Origin of the sequence: Pseudoalteromonas sp., from assembly GCF_041613455.1 — a bacterium.
Classification (GTDB): domain Bacteria; phylum Pseudomonadota; class Gammaproteobacteria; order Enterobacterales; family Alteromonadaceae; genus Pseudoalteromonas.
Window position 1 is genome coordinate 1 of the sequence record NZ_JBFJHD010000011.1, and the last position, 26,941, is coordinate 26,941.

The following is a 26,941-nucleotide window of genomic DNA, read 5'->3' on the forward strand; positions in this document are numbered from 1 at the left end:
CCGTTAGATAGCTCGATAACCGAGATTATGGCCACGCAGTACGCCACTAATGTCGTTAACGAAAAAAGTATTATTAGTGTGACGGTATTACCTGATGAGGTGAGCAACTTACTGGAAAAAAACAGCGGTACCCCATGCTTAAAAGTGATCCGCCAACGTTTTGATGAGCACTCGCTGTTAGTCGATTATAACATTGAGTACTGGTTACATAATGCCATTGAGATGGTGGTAGAGGGGCAATAAAAAAGCGCTGTTCAATGCACGTTGAACAGCGCTTGCACGGGTGAACAGATTAACTTTAATTTTGCCAATATTGGTTTTTTGCCACCGCCTCAAGTAAACGCTGTATATCGGCTTCATTCACTGCGCCAATATTGCCGATGCGAAAGCAATCCGCATTAGATACTTTACCCGGATAAATAACAAAGCCTTCGCGCTTTAATGCGGTATAAAAAGACTTAAAATCATAATGCTCAGCGCTAGGTGAAAAAAATGAAGTAATAATGGGTGAATGTAATTGCTCATTTAATAGCGGCTCAAAGCCACGTTTTTTCATCCCCGCCACGAGTGCTTTTTGGCTTTGCGTGTATCGTTTATAGCGCGCTGCGATCCCCCCTTCTTCATCAAGCTCCTGTAATGCCTGATAAAATGCCCGTACCACATGAGTCGGTGAGGTGAAACGCCATTTACCGCTGTGTTGCTCCATGCATAACCACTGTTGATATAAATCCAGTGATAATGAGCGCGCAATGCCTGCACTTTGTTCAATAATACTTTGTTTACACACCACAAAGCCAAAACCAGGTACCCCCTGAATACATTTATTCGCAGAGCTTATCATTACATCTATGTGCCAATCGGCTAAATCAAATGGAATACCGCCAAAACTGCTCATTGCATCCACTATAAACACCTTTTGATGCTTTTTAGCAAGCTGCCCTATTGCTTGAATCGGATTGAGCATGCCGGTGGTGGTTTCACAGTGCACCATGGCAATATGGCTAATAGTAGGGTCGTTGGTTAAAATAGTGTCAATATCATCAACATCTGGCAGTGCTGTTTCTGGGTAATTTAAAACATGACAGTCAATTGCTAAATAGGCGGCAATTTCAGCCATCCGCTTACCGTAAGCGCCATTATTAATCACCAGCAATTTACCCGAGGTTGGAATAAGGCTTCCCAATGCCGATTCTACGCTAGCAGTGCCACTGCCTTGCATTAGCACACTGGTGTAACCGGGCTGGGATGTTGCAAGCGATACCAATTTGCTACGAATAGTTTGCACTATGTCACGATTATAATCATCATCCCAGGTACACCAATCTTTAAGCATCGCCTGCTTGACGGTGTCAGTGGTGGTTAAAGGGCCCGGCGTTAATAGTAAATAGTTAGTCATTAATCATCTCACTTAATCTGGTCTAGTCCAGATATTATTGATGATTTTGGCCATTAAAAACAGTGAAGCTTTTATGACAAGCCACTTTACTGCGGCATAAAAAAAGGGCCTAGCGGCCCTTAAAAATAACAAATGGGAGTGTTATATATTAAAAACGGTACTCGGCACCTAGGTAGTAGTACGCGCCGTTAAAGCCAAATGGCGCTGAACGACGCGAGTATTTAAATACACCTGGGCTGCTAACAACCACATTACCATCGCCATCGACTATGGTACCCGTGCGTGAGTTACCTATAGTGTTTTCATCTGGGTACACATCAAATAAGTTATTGGCACCAATATTCACCGATAAATTGTCAGTAACAAAGTAATTCACTTTAACATCGGTTAAAATTTCTGCACCGTAGGTCTGGCGACCACCGTCTTCTACTGTGTATTCACCAAAGCGGTTAAGCGACAGGTTCACAGTCCAGTTATCACGCTGGTATAGCGCACTTAAGTTAATGCGGTCTTCAGGTTGCCATTCTTCGATTATTGAAATTTCTTGATCAGAGAATACGTCCTCAACCGGTACAGTTTCTAAACCTGAACCTGCAGGGGTGAATAACGACACCACATCGGTTTTAGTAAAGTTCGCTGCAAAGGTAAAGTCGAGTGTGCCACCTAAGCCTTCGGTGTTCCAGGTAGCAACAATATCAACGCCTTCGGTTTCGGTATCAGCCCCATTTAGGAAAAACTGCCCTGCACCGGCCCCCGAGCTGAGTAATGCAGCATCCAGGCTAGATGACAACCCTTTGCCTAAGCGATTACTAATAACAATACGGTCGTCAATATCAATCGCGTAATAATCTACCGTCAGGTTAATGTTATCGGTTACGTTATACACAATACCTAAGCTGCGGTTTTGCGATTTTTCTTCGGTTAGTTTTGGAATACCTAAACTTTGTGCCAAGGTTGAGTCATTTCTAAACGTTCCCACCTCTTCTGCCACTAAGTTGCCTGCATCGTTAACCACAAACTGTGTACTAATATTATTAAAGTACAACTGTTGCATTGACGGTGCTCTAAAACCTGAACTCAGCGCTCCACGCAGGGAAATATCTTCCGTGACCGACCAATTACCCGCAAGCTTAAAGTTAACCGTATCGCCAAAGCCTTTGTAGTTATCGTAGCGTAATGCACCGGAAATAATTACATCATCAATCAGGTAAGTTTCAGCATCTAAGTAAAACGAAATCACATCGCGCGACTCATCCACCGAAGAAGCCGGAGATGACCCACCAAAGCCTTGCGTACCGCCCGAGGCATTTTCACTGCCTACACCGCCACTTTGACCAGCATAAATGTTAACACCATTGTTAGTGTCGTAATCACGATAAGCATATTCACTGCCCTCTAATATACGGTATTCATCAGTGCGAATTTCCGCGCCCATCGCCAGTGAGTAGTCATCAAAGTTTTGTGTAAAATCTAAATTAATTGTTTGTAGCGACAGCTCCATACCATAGGCATAGGCTTCACGCGGAATGGTTGCACGAATATCGGCTGCAGTTAAGCCTTGGTCATAACGTAAAAAGTTCGCGTACGACGCGTTAATAGTATCGCTGGTGGTGTAATCTATGCTGTTTTCACCGTAGGTATACGATAAATCTAAGCTCGCATCGTTATCAAATAACGTTTTATAACCAAAGTTATACGAAATATCGTCGATAGTGGTATTTATTTTCGGTAAGAAGCCGGCTTTAATAGTGGCATCATTATCTTGCAGTACCGGGTTACCGCCAGCATTGGCGTTATGACGGAAAAACGCTGCCGACTCGTTATCTCGCGTTGAATAAGTAATAAAGCCATACAGCTCACCATTACCGAGTTCATAACCGGTATTCACCGTTAAACCAAATTGCTGCGAGTCGGCATCACCAATTCTAAAGGTATCGCGGGGTGCGGTTAATTCTCGTGGATCACCGGCCAGTAGCGTACCATCGCTTTGCTCGGTACAGCCGTAAAACTGACACGAGCCATGTAAGCCTGCGCGGTTAGTCGGTGCGCGGTCACGATAGTTTAGTGTGGTATTAACGTAGCCGTTATCACCTAATGCAAAGCCTTTATTAAAATCAATATTAACGGTTTCGCCATCACCTTCTGAGTACTCACCATAATTGATAGCTGCCTTACCGCCTTCACTGCCATCTTTAAGCACAATGTTTATCACACCGGCAATGGCATCAGAGCCATATTGTGCTGCCGCGCCATCGCGCAGCACTTCAATACGTTTAATTGCTGAGGCTGGAATCGCATTCATATCGGTGCCCGCCGTGCCGCGGCCTACCGATGTATTAATATGTATGATGCTCGCTTGATGGCGGCGTTTACCATTAATAAGCACTAAGGTTTGATCCGGTCCTAAGCCGCGTAGCGTTGCAGGGCGCAGCGCATCGGTGCCGTCACTAATAGAAGAGCTTGAAAAGTTAAACGAGGGTGCAATCGCTTGCAGCATTCTACCGACTTCGGTTTGACCGGTATTTTCGAGTGCTTCAGCGCTTAAAATATCAACCGGCACCGGTAAGTCTTCTACAGAACGCCCTGCGACACGACTACCCACAATGGCAATTTTTTCTATCTTTTCATCTGCAACCACTTCAGCGGCATTGACGCCTTGTGTGTTTACTGCAAGTAGTGCTGGCAATATTGCTGCACTAACGCCTGAAAGCTTCATCATGTTGTTGTTTTTCCTATTGATTTGTTTGAGTTTTATACTCAGTAAACCATTTTGATCCATCACCGCATCGAGCCCTGTACCGTCCAACAATGCCTCCAGAGCATGTAATTGGGTGTAAAAGCCATACACTGAATTTGCATCATACTGTTTAGCCAACTCGTAAGAAAACATCACGGTTTGCTTGGTTTGCTTGGCAAATTCAATTAACGCTTTGTCTGCTCGTTGCGCTTCAATATCAAATTGCACCATTTGCCCGGTGGTCTGCTTATTGGCGTGCACACTCAAACTAAAAAAAGCTAAGGTAAGCACACTCAAACCACACAATAAATGCATTTGGTTACTGCGCAACTTATATAAACAGTTGGCAAACATAAATCCGCTATTACGTTGACTTTTTTTATTAATATTTTTTTTACACTTAACACTCATGATTGCAACTTAATTCAGTATTAGCAGAGTCTGCATTGCTGCGTTATGACTTGCTTTGTCGTTTTAGGCTCACAACATGCTCGCCTAAGCGTTCATGATCAATTGAAAAATTTGTTTTTAAACTCTCAAGTAACCCAGCAACATCACCAGCCTTAAACACCCCTGCCACTTTAATATTAGCCAGCTCTGTGTTTGAAAGCTCAAACCGTGTTGCGGTGTAGCGGCTAACCTCATTAAGTGCCTCACTTAAATGTTCGCCGCTAAAAATAAGCATGCCATTTTGCCATGCTAAATCGCGCTGCACATCATCCGCTGACAAGCGTTTTATCGGCGCGGTAACACTTTTTTTAATCACCGCTTTTTCGCCTGAAATCACGATATTAGCATTGATTTGGCGCACTTTTTGCGTGTTATTATCGGCTAATTGGTAACTCTCAAAGTCGTTCGCTTGCACCGCAACATTAGGGGCGGTGATCATCACTTTACCTTCGGTAACCACCAACTCTAAATCTGAGTCGCTGGTGCGCTGCACATTAAATACCGTGCCAAGCGCGGTAAAGCTTTTATCGCCCGCTATCACACTAAATGGTCGCAACGCATCCTTAGCCACATTAAAGCGCCCTTCCCCGCGGCTTAAAATGAGTTGGCGTCGCCCTTTGCTATAGGCCACTTCTAATAAACTATTGGTATTTAGCTGTACTATGGTGCCATCGGGCAATACATAAGTGGCTTGCTCACCCACTTTAGTTTTATATATTTTGCTGTAATTAACCTTGGCTTGCGCCTGATGATAACCACTTTCTAAGTTAAACAATAAATAACTACACAGCATAAACGCGGCAAATAAACTTGCTGCAATACCATACGATAGAGCCCATCTGCTGTTAGCCTGACTTTTAGCTTTATTGGGAAATAAAGCGCTTAATTCTTCCAGTACGCTGAGCTCATCCCATAATTGTGCAAGCTCATACACCGCATCTTGATGGGCACTACTTTGTAACATCCACAATTTAAATTGCTCTTGCTCTGGTGCACTCAAGCCGCGATCTATGGCGCTTACCCACTCTGCAGCTGTTTTTAAAATTAACTCTTTTGAGCTAAATTGATGAATATTACTCATTTTACAGCCCTCATAGTTGCTGGCTTTTGCTCATTCACTGCCTGCTGATGTTGCTGCGTTATATCGCAATGAGTGTGCTCTCGCATATATAACATGGTATGTAATAAGCCTTTGGCAATATGCTTTTCAACAGTACTTTGACTCAAATTAACTTGCTGGGCGATTTCTTTTTGGCTCATGCCATATACTTTCTTTAATATAAAACATTTACGCACTGTACTGGTTAGTTGCTCAGTGGCACGGCAAAACAATAAAAACCGCTCTTTAGAGGTGTATTCATCTTCTAATTGCATCGATTTGAGTAACTGAGGGAGTTCACTATCGTGACAAAGTGAATCGCTAAACTTGTTGTCCCATTTAGCGATATGATTAAGCGCAAGGTGCTTTGCCGTTTTAAGCATGTAGCCTCGCGTAAATTGAATATCTTGCTTTAAACCCGCTTCATAACTCTTAACAAAGGTTTCTTGTAAAATGTCTTCTACATCATCGGGTAACACAATGCGCGAAACGAACCGCCGTAACTGTGAAGACAACTCTGTAAATGTGGTGGCTAACTTTAGTCCTCGTGCCATCTTAACTTCATCCCTTGTTATGATCATGTCAACATAAGTGTGTAAAGATGACTAATTTTCACATTAATTACAAGCTAATTTGTTAATTTATAGTTACTTATTAGTTACCTCAGTAGCGTAACATTACGCTACTGAGCATTCGCCGCTGACGCGTTTGCTGTCAGCCGCCTACAATCTGCCTGCGCGAGTGATGATCACGCATTATTAAAAGTACACGATACTCAAACAAACAGTGTAACTATCAAGTTTAGCTATTAATAACTATGGTTCCCGCCCACAACTTTTAATAAATGCGTGGCCATGTTATGCGTTTATAAACTAAAAAAAAGCGAATATAAACAAAGTTTTTATCGCTATACGCCACAGTGTAGATGCTAGTAATTTAACACTATCAGCGCTATTATTAATGATAAAGCGTTGTGGAGAAGAGTATGAAGAGCCAAAGATTAAGTGAGTTTGAACAATACTTTCAAATTGATGAAAGTATTCGCGTAAACTTATGTGCCGTAAGCGAGGAACACGTACCCAACACTCAATTAGCGCTTGAAAATGATATTCCACCGCTGTTTAAACTGGCCAATGAAGTAAGTGAACTGGAACAAAGCTCGTTACGGCCACTGCGTAACTTAGGTGATATGGCGCAAGAACTGGCGGCGTTCTTACAAGCGCAATCACGTAAAATAGATTTAATAATGAGTCATATTTTAGCTTCTGAGCAAGCACAAGATAACGCCATTGAATGCGACAGCTATGGTGGAGGGGGGATTCGTTTTACCTCCTCAGAGGTATACGCCATTGGCCAAGCGTTTAGAACAAAATTATTTCTCCATTATGAAGCATCGGCGGTTTACTGTTACTGTGAAGTGGTTGCGGTAGAAAAAAAAGATAATGAGCATTATCAGTATACCCTGTTATTTACAGCCATTAGAGACAGTGATCAAGAACTGATAGTCAGAGCGAGTTTACATGCTCAAACACGCCAGCTAAAAAAGCGTCAACAGCCAGAACAACTTGATGATACGCAGCGTGATAATTAACTTTAAGTGGTGATAAACAGTCACTGTGATTTAGCGCTAAAACGCGTATTTCCGAGTGACTTGAGTTGCGTCAAACTGCTAAACTACCACCACCTTAATTTGTATCAATGACTCATGAACTTTAGACTTTTACCTGAATGGGCCGAGCAAGACGCTGTTATGCTTACGTGGCCACATAAAAACACCGATTGGGCCGATAATTTAGCACGAGTTGAGCCTGTTTATTGTGAACTTGCACAGCACATTACTGCACAGCAACAATTGGTAATTGTTGCTCACAATGACGCGCTTAAAACTCATATTGTGAGCCTACTTGGCGACTACGATGTCAATTTAAATCGCGTTCATTTTGTCGTCACACCAAGTAACGATACCTGGGCACGCGATCACGGCCCATTGACTTGCGCGGCTATCGATGACCCCAACCAGCTTAAAATTTATGATTTTACCTTTAATGGCTGGGGCAATAAGTTTGCCAGTCACCTCGATAATCAAATTAATGCTAGTTTAGTAACTGCGCTGAGCGCTGCTAAAAACCAGTATCAAGCGCTGGATATGGTGCTTGAGGGCGGCGGCATCGAAATAAACGAGCACGGTGTGCTGCTAACCACCCGTGAGTGTTTGCTTAATAAAAACCGTAACCCCAATTTAAGTCAAACTGAAATTGAAGCGGTGCTGCAAAACCATTTAGGCGCCACTGACTTTTTATGGGTCGACCATGGCTACTTAGCCGGTGATGATACCGACAGCCACATTGATACTTTAGTGCGCTTTGCGCCAAATAATACCTTAGTATACGTGCAATGCGATGATGAAAACGATGAGCATTTTAGTGCGTTAAAGGCGATGGAAACACAACTGCAACGCTTTAAAACAGCCGATAACACCCCATATAGATTAATTGCTTTACCTTGGACAAAAGCGGTGTACGACGATGAAAATACCCGTTTACCGGCCACTTACGCTAACTATTTAATCATCAATAACGCGGTTCTCGTCCCTGTTTATAACGATAGCAACGACGAGCTGGCGTTAGCGCAAGTACAAAAAGCATACCCTGAACACACGATAATTGGCGTTAATTGCCTACCTATTATTGAACAATTTGGTAGCTTGCATTGTATTACGATGCAACTGCCTCGTGGATTTTTAACTGGAGCAGCTCAATGACTAGCCCGGCACAATTAAGCGTTGCTTTAGTGCAACAAAGCAACAGTGATGATACTGCGCACAATATGGCAAAATCAATCACTGCCATTCGTAGCGCTGCAGCGCAAGGCGCACAGCTTGTGGTGCTACAAGAGCTGCACTGTAGCCTGTACTTTTGTCAAACCGAAGACGTTGACGTGTTTGACTTAGCGGAAACCATTCCAGGGCCTAGCACCACCACTCTCGGTGAGCTTGCAAAAGAACTTGGCATCGTCATTGTTGCCTCATTATTTGAAAAGCGTGCTACAGGCCTTTACCACAATACCGCTGTGGTGTTGGAAAATGACGGCAGCATTGCCGGTAAATACCGTAAAATGCACATTCCTGATGATCCGGGCTTTTACGAAAAGTTTTACTTTACACCCGGTGATTTAGGGTTTGAGCCCATTCAAACGTCGGTGGGGAAATTAGGTGTACTGGTGTGTTGGGATCAATGGTTTCCTGAAGCCGCACGTTTAATGGCGATGGCGGGTGCTGAGTTACTTATATACCCGACTGCTATTGGCTGGGATCCACGCGATGATAATGGCGAACAAACCCGTCAAAAGGATGCCTGGGTGATTAGCCAGCGTGCCCATGCGGTCGCAAACGGCGTACCGGTCATTAGTTGTAACCGCGTTGGCCACGAGGTGGATCCAAGCGGACAAAGCGCAGGCATTCAATTTTGGGGCAACTCATTTATTGCCGGCCCTCAAGGCGAAATGCTCAGTGAAGCAAATAACCATGACGAGCAAGTTTTAGTGGTAGAGCTTGATCAGCAGCGCAGCGAAAATGTAAGGCGTATTTGGCCATATTTACGCGACCGTCGCATTGATCATTACCAAGACCTCACTAAAATATACCGCGACTAAATACGCAGCTTAGGTAATACTAATACCGCCCCTGTAGATGCAGGGGCTATTAATAAATGGAGTAATGAATGGCGTTTGAGCAATGGGCAGCCTTGCCTTGGGTAAAATCTCAAAAAGATAAAATTCAATGGGGGCAGCTCAGTGGCAGTGGTTTAAGTATTGCTATCGCTGAGGGTGTTAAACAGCAAGATAACTTAGTATTAATTGTCACCCCTGACACGCCAAGCGCCCTGCGGCTAGAAACCGAGCTGGACTATTTACTTCCTGACAACCCGGTGATGGTGTTCCCCGATTGGGAAACGTTGCCTTACGACCATTTTTCACCCCATCAAGATATTATCTCTGCGCGATTAGCCACTTTAAATACGCTAAAAAAAGAACAACACAGTGTGTTAATTGTGCCGGTATCTACCTTGATGCTGCGCACCGCGCCTGCATCGTTTATATACGGCTCTACCATCAATTTTAAAGTAGGCGACAAACTCGATACCCATAACTTTCGTAATAATTTACAACAAGCTGGCTATTTAAATGTTCAGCAAGTGATGGAGCATGGCGAATATGCCATACGCGGCTCTATAGTCGACTTATACCCGATGGGCAGCCCACATCCGTTTCGATTAGACTTTTTTGATGATGAACTCGACAGCATTCGCTTGTTTGATGTAGAAACGCAGCGTTCAGACGAAAAAGTTGCAAAAATTGAACTCCTGCCTGCCCATGAATTTCCCACTAACGACGCCGATATTGAACGCTTTAGAATAGCGTACCGCGAAAAGTTTGGTGCCAGCGCGCAGCAAGACTCAGTTTACATGCAAGTCAGTAAAGGAAATTGGCCAGCGGGTATTGAGTATTACATGCCGCTATTTTTTGAGCAGTTAGCCACCATTTTTGATTACTTGCCGGAATCAACCACAGTCATGCAACTGGGTGATTTAGAGCATGCAGCCGAGGGCTTTTGGCACGATGTCAATGTGCGTTATGAAAATCGTCGCGTCGACCCACTGCGTCCATTACTGCCTCCTGCTGAGCTGTATCAGCCCATTAATGAGCTGTTTTCTAATTTAGGCAATTATGCGCGTATTCGCTTATCTCAAGCCAAATTAGGCACCAAAGCAGGCAATAAAAATTTAACCGTGAGCGAGCTTCCTAGCGTTCGCATCGATCATAAGCTGCATGAACCGTATGGCGCATTTATTAATTACGTTGCGGCACAAAAAAAGCAACAAGGCCGCATTCTACTCAGTGTTGAATCGGATGGTCGGCGTGAGTCATTACTCAGTATTTTAAAGCCAAGCGGTTTAAAATTTAAAGAATTTGCCAGCTTTGCGCAGTTTACGCAAAGTGACAGTGATGTAGGCTTAATTGTAAGCCCTCTTGAGCAAAGTGTGGTGCTTGGCACTAAGCCGAGTTTGTCTATTATCACCGAGCAAGAGTTGCTAGGTATAAAGGTATCGCAGCGCCGGCGCCGTAAACACAAATATGAAGCCAGCCAAGATGCATTAATTCGTAATTTAGCCGAGCTCAAAGCAGGCCAACCTGTGGTGCATCTCGACCACGGTGTGGGGCGTTATCAAGGGTTACAAACCATAGACGCGGCCGGAGTAGTGACAGAATTTGTTACCATAACCTACGCCGGCGAGGCAAAGCTTTATGTGCCCGTATCGGCGCTGCATATGCTGAGCCGCTATTCGGGCGGTGAAGAAGCCAGTGCCCCACTGCACAAATTAGGCTCCGATGCATGGGAAAAAGCCAAAAAACGCGCCGCCGAAAAAGTCCGCGATGTGGCCGCTGAACTGCTTGATATCTACGCGCAGCGCCAAGCCAAGCCCGGTAACAAATTTGCCTTAGATGCCCCCGCGTACCGTCAGTTTAGTGACAGCTTTCCGTTTGAAGAAACCGACGATCAACGTAACGCCATCGACGCTGTCTTAGGTGACATGCAATCAAAACTGGCAATGGATAGGTTAGTCTGTGGCGATGTGGGGTTTGGTAAAACCGAAGTGGCCATGCGCGCTGCATTTGTTGCGGTAAATGACAATAAACAAGTCGCGGTATTGGTGCCTACTACGCTACTTGCGCAACAACACTTTGAAAACTTTAAAGACCGCTTTGCAGATTTTCCTATCGAAGTGGGCGTGTTGTCGCGTTTTAATTCGCCTAAAGAGCAAAAAGATACCTTAGAAAATATGGCTAATGGCAAGCTTGATATTGTTATCGGTACCCATAAGCTGATTCAAAAAGACATTCACTTTAAAGACTTAGGCTTACTCATAGTTGATGAAGAACACCGCTTTGGGGTGCGTCAAAAAGAAAAAATTAAAGCACTGCGCGCCGATGTTGATATTCTCACGCTCACTGCCACCCCTATTCCGCGTACCTTAAATATGGCAATGAGCGGCATGCGCGACTTATCGATAATAGCCACACCGCCGGCGAAACGCTTAGCGGTTAAAACCTTTGTCCGCCAGCGCGATGAAGAATTAATACGTGAAGCAGTACTGCGAGAAATTAAACGCGGTGGTCAGGTTTACTTTTTACATAATAATGTTGACACCATTGAGCGTGTCGCCCAAGAAATTAGTGAATGGGTACCTGAAGCCAGTGTCACCAGTGCACATGGGCAAATGCGCGAGCAAGAGCTTGAGCAAATAATGACCGACTTTTATCATCAAAAATACAATGTGTTGGTGTGCACCACCATAATAGAAACCGGCATTGACGTGCCCACCGCCAATACCATTATTATGGACAGAGCCGATAAGCTTGGCTTAGCCCAGTTGCACCAATTACGTGGCCGCGTAGGTCGCAGCCATCACCAAGCGTACGCGTACTTATTAACCGGCGATCCTAAAGCGCTGTCTAAAGACGCCTTGAAACGTCTAGAAGCCATTGAATCGTTAGAAGATTTAGGTGCAGGGTTTGCCTTAGCGACGCACGATTTAGAAATTCGGGGTGCCGGTGAGCTACTTGGCGACGATCAATCGGGGCAAATGCAAACCATTGGCTTTAGTTTATATATGGAAATGCTAGAACAAGCGGTTAACGCACTACGCAATGGCAAAGAGCCTACCCTAGATAATCTGTTACAAAAACAAACTGAGGTAGATTTAAAACTACCCGCGTTATTGCCCGATGATTACATACACGATGTTAATGCACGATTAGGTATGTACAAGCGCATTGCAAGTTGTGCTAGTCTTGCTGATATGGACGAACTGCAGGTCGAGCTTATAGACCGTTTTGGGCTATTACCTGATGCCGCGAAAAACTTATTTAGCTTGCAGCAACTTAAGTTACAAGCGAGTCATTTAGGCATTACTAAAATTGAGGCTAACCCAAAAGGGGGCTACTTTGAATTTAGCCAAAATACCAAGGTTAATCCTAGCTTCATCATCGGCTTGATACAAAGTGCACCGCAGGTGTACAAAATGGATGGCGCAAATAAATTGCGCTTTGTTATTAGTGAGGCAAATGCCCGCGAACGCTTAAAAATGGTCACTGCAATGATTGCAGATTTCGAAAAAAAGGTTAGCCATTAATGTTGCTAAAAAAAACGCTTATAATTTTATGCTGCTTATTTAGCAGCACCGCCTTTGCAGAGCGCTGGTTTGAGGTCGAAGTATTAATATTTAAGCAACGCCCTGCCCCCTACTTACAAGAAGACTTTAGTTTAAAACAACCGGCTATAACCGATACAAACACCCTTGATTTACTCACCCCGCTGTATACTAAGCAAGCCATGCAAGCCTGTATTGATGGCGATAAGCGCTTTCAACAGCAGACCTTCACCGATTCGCTGGTCAATACTAATCCGCAGTCTGGGGTGTGCAATAACAGTACTGACTTGATGCAAAGCTATGACACGCTGCCGCTAACGCCTTTGGCGCCGAGCCAAGAATCAATGCAACAAACCTACCTATTATCCGCAGAGCAATTACAGTTTAATAGTCAGCGTCAGGCGCTGGTTCGCAAAGGCCTCACACCGCTATTACATACAGGCTGGCGATTTGCTGGTGCAAGTAAGTCGCGTGCCCCAAGTATGGTTTTGTTCGCTGGCAAAAATATAAAAACTGCGCTAAATACAGCGCCTAGCAGTTATGAAAACCCAGACTTTATTAGTTTAGTGGCCACAAAAAATAACTATTTTGAACAACCTGCTGAGCCACTAAGTAAATGGGAGTTAGAGGGGTTATTTAAAATTCATTTGCGCCATTACTTATTTATTACCGCTAGTTTTGACATTAGTCAACAACTTGAAAATGGCGAGATAGAGTCTGCCCGCTTTTCACAGTTTAGGCGTGTTATTAGTGGCGAAGTACACTATTTAGATCATCCACGTATGGGGATGATAGTACAAATACGTAAATTCAATCATTAAACACACACTAATAGGGAATAATAATGAAAAAATTACTGATTATTGCTGCTGCATTAAGCCTTGCGGCCTGCTCTAAAGTAAACCTTGAAAACTACGATAAAATCAAAGTGGGTATGGATAAAGCTGAGGTAGAAACCTTTTTAGGCAGCCCTGACAACTGCATAGAAAAAACCTTACATACCAACTGCATTTGGGGCGATGACAGTAAAAATATTGAAATTACCCTAGTATCTGACAAGGTCACCTTATATAGTAAAAAAGGCTTAGCTAAAAACTAACTAAATGGCTGTTCCCAAGGAGTAATACAGCGACTGTATCACTCCTTTGTTACTTTATCACTACTGTAAATAAGCTCTATATTGACGATTTTACTGCGGTTCATAGTTATTTTATAACGTTGGTAGAGCTTGTTATCGCGATCAGTCTGCACCAGCACCATGTTTAATTGATAGCGGCGCTCCACAGCTTGTTTCGAGACTTTATTGCTTTCTAAATGATAGAGCTTACCTTCCCCTTTTTTTAGATAGCGTGAAAAAGGCGCCATACTAAAGTGCAAGGTTTGGTGCAAACTGTCGTAACCGGGTAAAAACTCTTTGGCATTGACGCGAGTTTCACTAGCAAAATGTAACCACTGTGCAGCCAGTTTATTTTGTTGGCGGCGCTTAGAAAAAATAGCCCGCACCTCTTTGGGAATATTTTTAAAGCGAATGTACTCTAACCAAATAAACTGACTGGCCACTTTATCTTTAGTCACGCTATTACGAAATATAAAGCGCCACTTGGGTCGTCCCCGTACGATTGCGCGCCAAATAATACGCGTAATGTCTTCTTTAAATATTTCCCGCAGACCGTAGATCACCCCTAAAATGAGGATTAATGTCGCCGTGACCTCAGTAAATGTAGCGCGCGCATTGAGTATAACCACCATCACCAGAGCCATGATCACCGCTGTAACCGAGCCCTTTACTAAGCGTTTTAAATAGCTGTTTAGGTAACGTGTTTGACGTTGTAAAATAACACCATGTTCAATTAAACGTTGTAATAACCGCATTTTGTTGGTGATGCGATTGGCATCTTTTAGCGTTGATTCTGAGTTGTATTTTTGCTCTTCACGATAACTGTTTTCTGCTTTGCAAAAATTAATCAGATCGCTGCGCTCTTTAGCATGATCGCTGCTACGCGGCCCTTCATCCAGTAACTTTAAAAACGACTGCTCTATTTGCCAACTTAAGTAGTTGTCGGCATTGGTGTAAAATGAGATCAGTTTTTCATCTTCTGGAGTATAACGTCTTAGTTTTCTTAATAGACTTTGGCTTTGCTCGCACAGTTCACCAGCGCGCTGATAAAATTCGTTGCTGTCGGCTATTTTCAGGGTTTCTTTAATATCCGCATCAATCGCAAGCCGTACTTGGTAACAATATAAATTAAGGTTTAAGCGATAATCTTGTTGCTCACCTTTGTTTTTACTTACAAAACGGCTACGTACCAATGGTAAGTGAATATTAATAGCGTTATAGGCTAAATACGATTTAAATTGATTATTAAAATAGGATTCTTCACTGAGTGTTTGTGCATTTACGCCCATTTCGTTGGGAATAGAAAAGTATAAATCAAGGCGCTGCTCTGAGCGTTGGCTCAACTGCGGTTCAATAACAAAAGATAAATTCTCATCTTGCTTTAACAATTAAATCTCCTTGTAATTAACCTCCTAAGTGTACGTGTCCGCTGCATTTTGTTCAATAAAAAAGGCCTAGTAAAAACTAGGCCTTAGTAACGGTTTAGTTGCTAATTAAAACTTAACGTTTACACCGGCAAATAAACGACGACCTAACACGTCATAAGTGTACGGGTCAGTGTTTGAGTCGTTGTTACCTGAGTAGTACGGAGGTTGCTTATCAAATAAGTTGTTAACCCCTGCAGATACAGAAACAGTGTCATTGATGATGTAAGAACCGCTGATGTCATGGTACACAACTGATGGCGTTGTTGGTGCATAACACGCTTCACTATCTAAACAGCTGTAGCTATCCATTCCGGCAATGTAACGTGCTTTATAGTTAGCCGTCCACGCATCACCTTTAACACTCAGTTCAAAGTTTGCTTTAACATCTGCATACCCACCTATTCCAGATGTAATTAACCCTGCGTAGTCGATGCTCGACTCAACAACATCAACCGTGTACTCATCTAAATATGTGACGTCTAAAGATGTATTCCACGCAAGTCCAGCTGCATCAAAGGTATAGTTTAAGTTTAAATCGTACCCTTTAGTTTGTTCAAAACCAACGTTTTGTAATTGGTTGTTAAACGTAATTCGGCCAGTATTTTCGTTAAAATTGATATTAGCAGACTGACACAAGGTGGTGTCTTGGTTGGCTAATTCACCTGACGGTGATACTAAACAAGAATCTACGATAAATTGATTATTTACAGTTGCAATAGCATTTTCAATTTCAATGTCGTAGTAATCTAGCGTCATTGAAAAGCCTTCGAACCATTCTGGCTCGTATACAAAACCTACCGTCACTGTGCTTGCAAGTTCAGGAGTTAATGCTTGGTTACCACCCACTGTGACTTCAGCTTGGTCTTGTGCATTAGGGAAGCTTACCTGCTCATATGAAGGTGAGTCACCTGAATACAACTCGGCTACCGTAGGAGCTCTGAATGCTGTTGAACGTACACCACGAAGCATCAGTTCTTCGTTTACACGCCATGTTAAACCTAACTTCCATGTTTCATCTGAACCAAAAGTGCTGTAATCGAATGCACGAATTGCAGTGCTTAGCTCAACATTTTGCGCTAAGAACGCATCACTGAGCAACGGAATCGCTAACTCTAAATAAGCTTCGTTTACATCAAAACGGCCACCTGTTGGTTCAACACGAGGATCGTTTGCTAAACCTTGTGATGTAATTGAATCAGGGATGTACCATGCTTTTTCTTCACGACGTTCTAAGCCTGCAGCAAAACCTACATAACCCGCAGGCACTTCCATTAGTTCACCAGCAAGTGATGCTGTGAACATTAACAACTGGCTGCCGCCTGAATTTTGCTCAGTGTAGATATAATTATTAAACTCAGTACCTGACCAAGATTTTTGCGCTAATGGATTGAACTCTTCAGTTTCAATTGCACCTTGGATAGAGCCCATATTGTGTAAGTTGCTCAAACGATCTACAGAGTCATTACGACCAAAGATCACCGAAGTATCCCACTCAAAGCCATTATCTAGGTAACCAACAGCGCCTACAACGGTACGAACAGTATCGACAACTTGCGAAAAATCACGCGTGCCGGTATCTGTCATACGACGGCCGTAAGATACATCATCCCCATAATTTACATTATGGCTAAGTAGTGAATCTCCCATCCAAGGTTGGTACGTGAAATCAAACCAGACTGGCTGTGGTGCCATTTGTTGTTGTGACCAACGCTTTGAATAAGTGAACTCTGAGTAAAGGCGTGTTTCGTCTGTTAAATCGAAACTACCTAGCCCTGTTAAGTTCAAACGGCGCATAGGGGTGTACAAATAGCTGTCTTTTGAGTAGTTGTAACGATCTGCGGCACTAAAGTCATGCCAACCGTTACCCGCTTCACCTTGTAACGATTCATCACCAGACCACACATGTCCATTAGGTGTGTAAGAAGAACCAGAACAGTATAACGCACTGCCGTCTTCTGTCTCAGATAAAGGACATTCTGAGAAAGAACGATCTGCTTGAGAAGCTTCACCACGGTCTGTGTATTGTAAACCAACTACAACATTACCACGGCCGAAGCTGCCGCCCATTGTGATATCAAAAGACGTTTCATCTGCATCACCTTCTGTGGTAATAGCCGACTTAAGGTTTAAATCTAAACCTTCAAAGTTGTCTTTTAGAATAATGTTTACAACACCTGCCACCGCATCGGTACCGTATACCGCTGACGCGCCATCTTTTAACACTTCAATGTGCTTAATCATTGAAACAGGAATAGTATTTAAATCAACCGTTGAGGCTGCGCCAGTACCTGAATTGATCATACGACGACCATTTACCAGTACCAAAGTACGCTGCGAGCCTAAACCACGTAAATCAATAGATGCGTTGCCACCAGAACCATTATTAATGCCAGGGTTAGTCATTGCACCGCCAGTAGCGGTCATTTTTTGCAATACTGCATCAACTGACACTGCGCCAGTTGAAGCAATATCATCTGCACCAATGATAGTAACTGGGCTAGCGGTTTCCATATCTGCGCGCTTAATGCGAGAACCCGTTACTTGAATCTTTTCAATTGATGTAGCCGCTTCGTCTGCCGCTAACACTTGTACACTTGAGAACATTGGGATTGCTGCAATTACAGCTAAGCCAAGAGTTGTTTTTTTCATGGATGAACCCTACTTGTTGAAAATTTACCTAAATGGTAATGCTCACTTTTATATGAATAGTGAGTCAGCAACCGCAACTTAGGCGCATTAAACTGAACGAAAACTTAACACCTGTTTATTGATAAAACAGCAAAAATATCACCACACTAAAACAGGTACAAACGTTACGCATTGTTTCAGTGTTAATTATAAAAAACACAACAAAAACAGAATAATAACAAACAACTGTTACATTAAAAGCACAACTGAAACCAAACCAAGCAACTTTGTAACTTAATGTAATTAGCGGGATTTTGTACCTATATCAGGCAAATTAACATCTTAATCACAGCAGGTTATTAAAACTGTAAAACTCGCTGTTAATTGATAACTATATTTATGCAGCTGGTGTAACTAACCAGTCTGATTTAGTGTATTTATGGCTGTTAATGGAAAGATGTTTGAAATAGCTGTTATATAAGTAGATTAATGAATCTGTCTATGCTGACGTATTTTGACTGCTATAAACCAGTCATATAATAGAGTGTAGCTGTTTGGATGGATGCGTTTATAAAGCAGCTTGCCGCTCACTTATTGCTAACGCGTATTGCAATAACTGCAAATAAGCAAGCCGCCATGATGTGTTTATACAAACAATCGACTAAGGGCCAGCTACGCTAGATCTCGTTTGAGGTAACACACTGCCAGCGGGTCGCAGCGAATGCCTGCAAAACAGTGAAAGGAGGTTGAAAAGGAAGGTTTTACGGGCATACAACTAATTACACAGCGCCACAACCCAAGTCTTGGTTGGCCACTGGCAAGGGTTAGTGAGCACAGAGTCACCCATACAGCAGCCTTTAACAAAGGCGACTAAAAGTTCATAGCATTAATAATTGACGTAAAAATAATAATAGACTGTGCTGCTTTGCAGTGAGGTGTTATTAGTTATGGTGAGCGCTAATTTCCACAGCATGTTGTTTTCGGCGCAAATTCCCACCATAGTATCGCTTTGCCACACATTACCTTGGCGTTTAAATTGCTGCGGAATAAAACCCATATACATGGTCACCCCTTCCAATTTAGCATCGGTAATAACGAAACCTGCAGGCAGTTTAGCAAAAATAGAAAAAGGGGTTTCTGGGGACAGTGCGGCATCACTCAACCACACTTTAACACCATTGCTAAAAGTACACGGGGCGCCGGCTGCACACGCGCTGTTTTTTGGCAACGGCTCATCAGTGGCGCTTAATTGATCACAGCCCATTAAAAGACAAAGTAAAAACAGCAAAGCCAACTTAAAACGCACCATAGCACCACTCAAACATGAAAAAAACACAGCTTAGGCTGTTTTAAAGACCCACAACCATATAATTACAATTTTGCTACAAATAAAAAGCAAACCCCGTCAAAAAGTGAACAACTAGTCGCCAAAGTTTGATTGATGTCATAATATTATGTAATTGACCTATCTTTTTAAAGCCAAAAATTTTATCATTTCCACCGCAAAAAAAATAAGGGTTTTTTGAGTCTGTTTTCTAAAACAATCACGTTTTGAGCGTTTTAGGTCGCACTCTCTTAAAATAATAGTAGGCCCCACTTTTTTAAGTGGGTAATTCATTTCTAAACGCATTTATTGCAGCGGAAGCCAGAAAATGAGCCAAACAGTAGCATCACAAACTGAGTACAACTATAAGGTTGTACGCCAATTCGCTATTATGACAGTGATTTGGGGCATCGTTGGCATGAGTATTGGGGTTCTGATTGCTGCCCAACTAGCTTGGCCAGCACTAAACTTTGATACACCATGGTTAACATACTCTCGACTACGTCCGTTACACACGAACGCCGTAATTTTCGCATTTGGCACCAGTGCACTTTTTGCGACATCGTATTATGTCGTACAACGTACCTGTCAAACGCGTCTTCTCTCTGACAAACTCGCCGCCTTTACTTTTTGGGGCTGGCAGTTGGTAATTGTACTTGCCGTTATTACACTGCCTTTAGGCTATACCAGCTCTAAAGAATATGCAGAGCTTGAGTGGCCGATTGATATTTTAATCGCCGTAGTATGGATAACCTATGCAATAGTCTTTATGGGCACAATTGCAAAGCGTAAAGTGTCGCATATTTATGTAGCAAACTGGTTCTATGCTGGCTTTATCATTACGGTTGCCATTTTACACATTGTAAATAGCATGGCAGTGCCGGTGTCGTTAACAAAGTCGTACTCTATTTATGCTGGTGCGGTTGATGCCATGGTACAGTGGTGGTACGGACATAATGCCGTTGGTTTCCTACTAACCGCTGGTTTCTTGGGTATGATGTATTACTTTGTTCCTAAGCAAGCGGGTCGTCCGGTTTATTCTTACCGTTTATCTGTGGTGCACTTTTGGGCACTTATTTCTCTTTATATTTGGGCAGGTCCTCACCACCTACATTACACTGCGTTGCCTGATTGGACGCAAAGTTTAGGTATGGTTATGTCAATTATCCTATTCGTTCCATCTTGGGGTGGCATGATCAACGGGATTATGACTTTATCGGGTGCATGGCATAAGCTACGTACTGATCCGGTACTACGTTTCTTAGTTGTTTCATTATCTTTCTACGGTATGTCTACCTTTGAAGGTCCAATGATGGCAATTAAATCTGTAAACGCGCTTTCGCACTACACTGACTGGACTGTTGGCCACGTACACTCGGGTGCATTAGGTTGGGTTGCCATGATTTCTATTGGTGCCATTTACCACTTAATTCCGGCGTTATTCTCACAAGGCCGTATGTACAGCATTAAATTAGTCAATACCCACTTCTGGTTACACACAGTTGGTGTTGTTTTATACATAGTCGCAATGTGGATTTCAGGTGTTATGCAAGGTCTAATGTGGCGTGCAGTTAACTCTGATGGCACATTAATGTATAGCTTTGTACAGTCTTTAGAGGCTTCTCATCCTTTCTATGTTATGCGCTTCTTAGGCGGTGTATTCATCGTAACAGGTATGCTAGTTATGGCTTATAACGTTTATCGTACAGTGGCAGCGAAAAATGATTCGTTGCAACTAGACGAACAAGCACAATTAGCGTAACGGAGTGAGATAATGAGCAATAAAAATTCACAAAATAAACACGAAATAGTTGAGAAGAATATCGGCTTAATGGCCATCTTAACTGTGTTCGCAATCAGCTTTGGCGCACTAGTTGAAATTACACCACTAATGTTCCAAGACGATACAACAAAACCTGTTGATGGGCTGCGCCCATTAACAGCGCTGGAAATGGAAGGCCGAGACATTTACGTGCGTGAAGGCTGTTCTAACTGTCACTCACAGATGATCCGCCCATTCCGCGACGAAGTTGAGCGTTACGGTCATTACTCTGTTGCTGGCGAGTCTGTTTGGGATCACCCTTTCCTTTGGGGCTCAAAACGTACTGGTCCTGATCTTGCCCGTGTTGGTAACCGTTACTCTGACGATTGGCACTATGCGCACTTAGTAGACCCACGCGCTGTGGTTCCTGAGTCAAACATGCCTGGTTTTCCTTGGTTAGCAGAGAACACGCTAGACACTAGCTTGACTCTAGATAAACTTAAAATTTTCCGTGATAAATTTGGCATCGACAGCCGTACTGACCGTTACAATGGTTTAGGGTATGGCAGCGATGAAGAACTAATCGCTGATGTTGCTAAAGTTGAAGCAATGAATGACGGTAAAGGTGCAACAGAAATGCAAGCCCTTATCGCTTATTTGCAACAACTTGGCACCCACTTGAAGTAATTAATTATGGATTACGGAACATACAGAGGCATTTTGACTCTGGTAATTTTAGTACTATTTATTGTGATTGTTGCATGGGCGTACAGCAAACGGAGTAAAACACGTTTTAAAGACGCTGCTAATGTCATTTTTGAAGATGAAAAAAAACACAACAACACACTCTCTAACGAGGAAAAGGAGTCTGAAAAATGACTAGCTTTTGGAGTATTTGGGTTATTGTATTAACCCTAGCATGTCTTTTCATTTTATTCGGTTTGCTAGTGTGGAATTTAAAAAACTACGCGGGTGTGCCTGAAGGTGAAGACTGCGGACATGAATATGATGGCATTACAGAACTAAATAACCCACTGCCTAAATGGTGGACTTATATGTTCTTCGCAACGTTTATTTGGTCAGTGTACTATTTAGCGGCCTACCCTGGTTTAGGTAACTGGGAAGGCTTAGGTAAATGGACTAGCTCTAACCAAGGTATTACCTCTTTAGCTGAATCTAAAAAAGCAGTTGAGCAGGCTCAAGAAGAAGGTCGCTTCGTTAAGCTAGACGCTGAATATCGCGCGGCAGAAGAGCGTTTTGGCCCTATCTTCAATGAACTTGCGCAAATACCTGTATTAGACTTAGTTGAGTCTAAATTAGCGGGTGATGCTGCACAGCAAGTAGCACTGAGTAATGGCGAAAAACATGAGCAAACACAAGGTCAATTAGCGATTGAAATTGGCCAACGCTTGTTCGCACAAAACTGTGCACAGTGTCATGGTTCAGACGCACGTGGTGGTACGGGGTTCCCTAACCTAACTGATGATGATTGGTTATATGGTGGTACACCCGATAAAATTAAAGAAACATTACTTTATGGCCGCGTAGCCGCAATGCCACCTTGGGGTGATGCATTAGGTGAGCAAGGTGTTAAAGAGATGACCGCTCACGTACTTAGTCTATCAGGGCGTACCGTTAACCAAAAAGATGCTGCTGCAGGCGCTGCTAAGTTTGCTATGTGTGCCGCGTGTCATGGTGCCGACGGTAAAGGATCTGTTGCGCATAACTTACCGTTTGGCGCACCTAACCTAACCGACAACATCTGGTTATATGGTGGTTCGCAACGTGCTGTTGAAGAAACCCTTATAAACGGTCGTGCCGGTGTGATGCCAGCATGGAAAGATATTTTAGGTGAAGATAAAATTCACTTACTAACGGCTTACGTTTACAACTTATCACAAGCAAAACAGTAACCCGTTAACGAATATTTAATCTTTTAATATCAATAGATTAATCCAAATCAAAAAAGCCTCCAGTCGGAGGCTTTTTTTTAGTCTTTTGGTTATATTTATTATAATATAGCGCCACCAACATTAAGTTTAGAGTCATTATGCAAGCAACTCCGTGGTATAAAAATTTCTGGCCTTGGGTTTTAATCTTTTTCCCGCTAGTCGCGATTATTGGTTGTATTTCTTTATTTATTACCGCGATTGGTAATGGCCCGGACATGGTCGTTGACGATTACTATAAAAAAGGCAAAGCCATTAACTTAGAGCTTACTAAGTTCAATAAAGCCAAAGCGTTATATTTACACGGTGAACTGAACGTCACCGCTGAGCGTGTTAGTTTTAGATTCACCAAAGGCGATAGCAGTAATATCCATGCATTAAAACTGTCGTTTTATCATCGCACCATAAAAGCGCATGACTTTAGCGCCACGTTAACGCCTAATGCGAAGCAAGAGTTTACCGCTTTGCTAGACGGCTTCACCGACGGCGCGTACTCGGTATTTATAGAGCCCATAGATGGAAGCTGGAAGCTAAAAGAAAACATTACCTTACCCACCTCCCTTGCTGTTTTAGTTACGCCTAATTATAAGTAGTATTAAGTATGTCTATACGTTGCTTTCATTGCCTTGAAAGTGTACCTAACGGGTTTAACGCCCATGTGGTAATTGATAACACGCAACAGCCAATGTGTTGTATTGGCTGTCAGGCTGTGGCACAAAATATTATTGCTCAAGGCATGACCGACTATTACAAATACCGCACCGTAGAGGCCGGTAAAGTAGAGCAGTTAGTGCCTGAGCAACTAGCTTTTATCAAAAGTTACGATAATGCAGATATTCAAGACGAATTCATTAGCACCAGTAATGATATTTCTGAGGTATTACTGAGCGTAGAAGGCATAACCTGCGCGGCATGTGCGTGGCTAATTGAAAAACAATTATTAAACCTGCAGAGTATTAAACGCGTCGATGTAAATACCTCAACCAATCGCGCCATGATCCAATGGGATAAGTCAGTGACAGCGCTCAGTGAAATCATTACCGCACTGGCTAAAGTTGGCTACAAAGCTTACCCCTTTCAATCCGATTTAGAAGCACAACAAAAACAACACACAGCAAAAGCCTATGTTCGCCGCTTAGGTGTGGCAGGGTTAATGACCATGCAAGTGATGATGTTTGCGTTTGCTATGTATTTTGGCATGTTTTCCGGTATGGAAAGTAATTTTGAACAGTACTTTCGCTGGATCAGTCTAGTGTTGGCCTCGCCGGTTATTTTATACAGCGCCTTACCATTTTTAACCAATGCCATTCACGGCCTAAAAGCTAAACAGTTAAACATGGACTTACCCGTCTCGCTGGCTATTTTTGGCGCCTACTTGGCTAGCTGCTATGCCACAGTAATGGGCGTGGGCGAAGTGTATTTTGAATCTATTTGTATGTTTACCTTTTTATTATTATTAGGTAAATATTTAGAGTTTAGAGCACGATTAAAAGCCAGTGAATACACCGCCAACTTACAAAAGCTATTACCACTGACTGCGCGTACCATAGATGAACATGGCCAAGAACATATTATTGCGGCTAAAAAGCTTAAGTTAAACGATACCATTTTGATTAAAGCGGGCGAAACAATCCCCGCCGACGGTATTTTAATTAAAGGTAAAACCACCGTGGATGAATCCATGATGACCGGTGAGCATTTACCGGTTAACAAATTTATCAACCACAGTGTGTTTGCCGGTACGGTCAACCACGACGGTATTATTGAAATTAAAATCAATAAAATCGGTCAGAGCACCCTGCTCAATCAAATTATTCGTTTGCAGCATACTGCATTAACCAAGCGTCCTAAACTGGTAGAAATTACCGATAAAGTGGCACAATGGTTTGTCGCGATATTACTGCTATTTGCCTCTATCACCGCGTTTGGTTGGTACCAAATTGCACCTGAGCAAGCATTTTGGATCACAATATCAGTGCTCGTAGCCACCTGCCCGTGTGCATTAAGTTTAGCCATTCCTACAGCCTTAACCTGCGCGGTGGCAAACCTAACCCGTAAAGGTATTTTGATAAAACAAGCGCATGTACTTGAAACACTCTCAAAAATTACGTTATTTGCGTTTGATAAAACCGGTACCCTCACCCAGGGGCGGTTCAGTTTAGATGCTGTTGATGTGCTTAACGATGCATACACAAAAACTCAAGTACTTGAAATTGCCGCCCAACTCGAAAGCTATTCGGAACACCCAATCGCGCGTGCATTTAGTGATTACAAAGTCCCTGGCCATAAACTCGACAACATTCAATTACACCCAGGGCGAGGGATCAGTGCAGAGCACAACGGTACTCACTACGCAATTGGCAAAAGTGGTTGGTTTAATAGTAAAAAAACCAATGCGCAAGCCACCTTGTATATTAACCAGCAAGCCGTGGCGCGCTTTTACTTTGTTGATAAAATAAAAGCGGATGCAAGCACCGTGATCAATAAGTTACACAGCCAGAATTTAAGGTGCCATATGCTAACGGGTGATGCCTCAGATGCTGGACAACGTATTGCCCAAAAACTGAAATTACACAGCGTACAGTCAAGTTGTAGCCCGCAAGACAAACAAACCGCGGTAGAGCAATGGGCAGCACAAGGTGAGGTAGTAGCTATGGTCGGCGATGGTGTTAACGATAGCCCGGTATTTGCCAGTGCCCACCTATCCATTGCCATGGAAACCGGCGCCGACATTTCAAAAAATAGTGCCGATGTGGTGTTACTTAATAGCGATTTGGCCTCTATTGAACAGTTACTCACGGTGGCTAAAAAAACTCGGCGTATTATTAAGCAAAACTTAACGCTTTCTTTGCTCTATAATGGATCTATATTACCGCTGGCGGCAATGGGCTTAGTTGCCCCGTGGATGGCCGCAATCGGTATGTCGGCAAGCTCTATTATTGTGATTTGTAATTCACTAAGGCTATTAAAGTTATGAGCATAATTTACATTTTAGTCCCTATAGCTATTTTATTTGTGCTGATTGCGATTGGGGTATTTTTTTGGGCCGTGAAAGGCGAGCAATTTTCTGATCTAAACAAACAAGGCCACAGCATTTTGTTTGAAGACGATAAAGAGCAACATAAAAACAGTAATGATTGAGCCTATTTTTATCAGTGCCTTTTTAATGGGGTTACTTGGCAGCGGCCACTGTATCGCCATGTGTGGTGGCATTGCCAGCTCATTGCAATTGGCGAGCAATAAACGCCGCACCTTCAGTTATTCGTTTGCCTATAATATAGGCCGAGCCAGCAGTTATATGCTTGCCGGTGCGCTAGTAGCGGGTATTAGCAGCCAGTTTGCCAAACAAAACTCGAGCTTTTCTTTAGCCTTGTCCTTTATGGCGGGTATTTTTATGCTATTGGTCGGCATTTATATTATGCGCTTAGCGGCCAGCTTACAGTGGCTCGAACGCCTGGGTAAAACACTCGTATGGCAGCACTTAGTTAAGCTAAATAAATATTTAATGCCGATTAATTCCCCTTTTAAAGCGTTAGGTTATGGCGCGTTATGGGGCTGGTTGCCCTGTGGTTTAGTCTATTCTGCATTAACATGGGCAATGACCAGTGCTAATGCACTCGATGGCGCATTAGTGATGCTGTGTTTTGCCTTGGGCACATTTCCAGCAATGATCACCGTCGGCATCGCGGCGCAAAAGTTAACCACTTTATTTAATCACCCCTGGACGCGACTGGTGTTAGGCAGCCTGATTATTTGGTATGCTATCTATTTACTGATCATTGCAACCGATAAGCTAGTGCAATAATACAGATCGTTCCCTGGCTTAAAATTTTAATGGATT

At 43.0% G+C, this 26,941-nt stretch carries 22 protein-coding genes; 15 read left to right on the forward strand and 7 right to left on the reverse strand.

The window, feature by feature from the left end; genetic code table 11:
• Nucleotides 1-243, forward strand: a 243-nt coding sequence (locus ABYB02_RS02315; protein ID WP_372760673.1) for a UTRA domain-containing protein, incomplete at its 5' end; no start/stop codon positions are given.
• 55 nt (nt 244-298) lie between these two features.
• Here the strand turns inward: ABYB02_RS02315 and phnW are convergent.
• From phnW to ABYB02_RS02335, 4 genes are all read right to left on the reverse strand, one after another.
• Entirely contained in the window at nt 299-1,396 is a 1,098-nt protein-coding gene (gene phnW / locus ABYB02_RS02320; protein WP_372760675.1) for a 2-aminoethylphosphonate--pyruvate transaminase, read from the reverse strand.
• Nucleotides 1,397-1,544: 148 nt separating this feature from the next.
• Nucleotides 1,545-4,487 (reverse strand): TonB-dependent receptor plug domain-containing protein, encoded by a 2,943-nt coding sequence (locus ABYB02_RS02325; RefSeq protein ID WP_372760735.1) that lies wholly within the window; start codon nt 4,485-4,487, stop codon nt 1,545-1,547.
• A 100-nt stretch (nt 4,488-4,587) separates the two neighbouring features.
• Entirely contained in the window at nt 4,588-5,664 is a 1,077-nt protein-coding gene (locus ABYB02_RS02330) for a FecR family protein (RefSeq protein ID WP_372760677.1), read from the reverse strand.
• Nucleotides 5,661-6,236, reverse strand: a complete 576-nt coding sequence (locus ABYB02_RS02335; RefSeq protein WP_372760679.1) for an RNA polymerase sigma factor — start codon at nt 6,234-6,236, stop codon at nt 5,661-5,663. Before ABYB02_RS02335 ends, ABYB02_RS02330 begins: the two co-directional genes overlap by 4 nt.
• A gap of 431 nt (nt 6,237-6,667) precedes the next feature.
• Here ABYB02_RS02335 and ABYB02_RS02340 point away from each other — a divergent pair, with 431 nt between their 5' ends.
• From ABYB02_RS02340 to ABYB02_RS02365, 6 genes are all read left to right on the forward strand, one after another.
• Nucleotides 6,668-7,273: a PilZ domain-containing protein gene (locus tag ABYB02_RS02340; RefSeq protein ID WP_372760681.1), complete on the forward strand. Its 606-nt coding sequence runs from the start codon at nt 6,668-6,670 to the stop codon at nt 7,271-7,273.
• A gap of 114 nt (nt 7,274-7,387) precedes the next feature.
• Nucleotides 7,388-8,443: an agmatine/peptidylarginine deiminase gene (locus tag ABYB02_RS02345; RefSeq protein WP_372760683.1), complete on the forward strand. Its 1,056-nt coding sequence runs from the start codon at nt 7,388-7,390 to the stop codon at nt 8,441-8,443.
• Nucleotides 8,440-9,333 (forward strand): carbon-nitrogen hydrolase, encoded by an 894-nt coding sequence (locus ABYB02_RS02350; protein WP_372760685.1) that lies wholly within the window; start codon nt 8,440-8,442, stop codon nt 9,331-9,333. Before ABYB02_RS02345 ends, ABYB02_RS02350 begins: the two co-directional genes overlap by 4 nt.
• A gap of 68 nt (nt 9,334-9,401) precedes the next feature.
• Nucleotides 9,402-12,875: a transcription-repair coupling factor gene (gene mfd, locus ABYB02_RS02355; RefSeq protein ID WP_372760687.1), complete on the forward strand. Its 3,474-nt coding sequence runs from the start codon at nt 9,402-9,404 to the stop codon at nt 12,873-12,875.
• Entirely contained in the window at nt 12,875-13,714 is an 840-nt protein-coding gene (locus ABYB02_RS02360) for a peptidoglycan binding protein CsiV (RefSeq protein WP_372760689.1), read from the forward strand. Before mfd ends, ABYB02_RS02360 begins: the two co-directional genes overlap by 1 nt.
• Nucleotides 13,715-13,737: 23 nt before the next feature.
• Nucleotides 13,738-13,992 (forward strand): DUF3862 domain-containing protein, encoded by a 255-nt coding sequence (locus ABYB02_RS02365; protein WP_372760691.1) that lies wholly within the window; start codon nt 13,738-13,740, stop codon nt 13,990-13,992.
• A gap of 38 nt (nt 13,993-14,030) precedes the next feature.
• On the opposite strand, the gene ABYB02_RS02370 is transcribed toward ABYB02_RS02365, so the two are convergent.
• From ABYB02_RS02370 to ABYB02_RS02380, 3 genes are all read right to left on the reverse strand, one after another.
• Complete coding sequence (locus ABYB02_RS02370) at nt 14,031-15,398, reverse strand: hypothetical protein (protein ID WP_372760693.1); 1,368 nt, start codon at nt 15,396-15,398, stop codon at nt 14,031-14,033.
• 105 nt (nt 15,399-15,503) lie between these two features.
• Entirely contained in the window at nt 15,504-18,086 is a 2,583-nt protein-coding gene (locus ABYB02_RS02375) for a TonB-dependent receptor (protein ID WP_372760695.1), read from the reverse strand.
• 865 nt (nt 18,087-18,951) lie between these two features.
• Nucleotides 18,952-19,374, reverse strand: coding sequence for a hypothetical protein (locus tag ABYB02_RS02380; RefSeq protein WP_372760697.1), 423 nt, complete (start codon nt 19,372-19,374; stop codon nt 18,952-18,954).
• Between the two features lie 343 nt (nt 19,375-19,717).
• On the opposite strand from ABYB02_RS02380, the gene ccoN reads away from it, so the two are divergent.
• The 8 genes from ccoN (at nt 19,718) to ABYB02_RS02420 (ending at nt 26,905) form a co-directional block, all read left to right on the forward strand.
• Nucleotides 19,718-21,151, forward strand: a complete 1,434-nt coding sequence (gene ccoN / locus ABYB02_RS02385; RefSeq protein ID WP_372760699.1) for a cytochrome-c oxidase, cbb3-type subunit I — start codon at nt 19,718-19,720, stop codon at nt 21,149-21,151.
• 12 nt (nt 21,152-21,163) lie between these two features.
• Entirely contained in the window at nt 21,164-21,838 is a 675-nt protein-coding gene (gene ccoO, locus ABYB02_RS02390; RefSeq protein WP_372760701.1) for a cytochrome-c oxidase, cbb3-type subunit II, read from the forward strand.
• Nucleotides 21,839-21,844: 6 nt separating this feature from the next.
• Nucleotides 21,845-22,030 (forward strand): cbb3-type cytochrome oxidase subunit 3, encoded by a 186-nt coding sequence (locus ABYB02_RS02395; RefSeq protein ID WP_372760703.1) that lies wholly within the window; start codon nt 21,845-21,847, stop codon nt 22,028-22,030.
• The gene (gene ccoP, locus ABYB02_RS02400) at nt 22,027-23,064 is read left to right on the forward strand and encodes a cytochrome-c oxidase, cbb3-type subunit III (RefSeq protein ID WP_372760705.1); all 1,038 of its coding nucleotides are present in this window, start codon (nt 22,027-22,029) and stop codon (nt 23,062-23,064) included. The genes ABYB02_RS02395 and ccoP overlap by 4 nt, the downstream gene beginning before the upstream one ends.
• Before the next feature lie 137 nt (nt 23,065-23,201).
• Complete coding sequence (locus ABYB02_RS02405) at nt 23,202-23,693, forward strand: FixH family protein (RefSeq protein ID WP_372760707.1); 492 nt, start codon at nt 23,202-23,204, stop codon at nt 23,691-23,693.
• 8 nt (nt 23,694-23,701) lie between these two features.
• Nucleotides 23,702-26,077, forward strand: a complete 2,376-nt coding sequence (locus ABYB02_RS02410; protein ID WP_372760709.1) for a heavy metal translocating P-type ATPase — start codon at nt 23,702-23,704, stop codon at nt 26,075-26,077.
• A complete protein-coding gene (ccoS, locus tag ABYB02_RS02415; protein ID WP_372760711.1) occupies nt 26,074-26,241 on the forward strand; it encodes a cbb3-type cytochrome oxidase assembly protein CcoS in 168 nt (55 codons plus the stop codon). The genes ABYB02_RS02410 and ccoS overlap by 4 nt, the downstream gene beginning before the upstream one ends.
• Nucleotides 26,234-26,905, forward strand: coding sequence for a sulfite exporter TauE/SafE family protein (locus ABYB02_RS02420; protein ID WP_372760713.1), 672 nt, complete (start codon nt 26,234-26,236; stop codon nt 26,903-26,905). Before ccoS ends, ABYB02_RS02420 begins: the two co-directional genes overlap by 8 nt.
• Nucleotides 26,906-26,941: the final 36 nt, after the last annotated feature.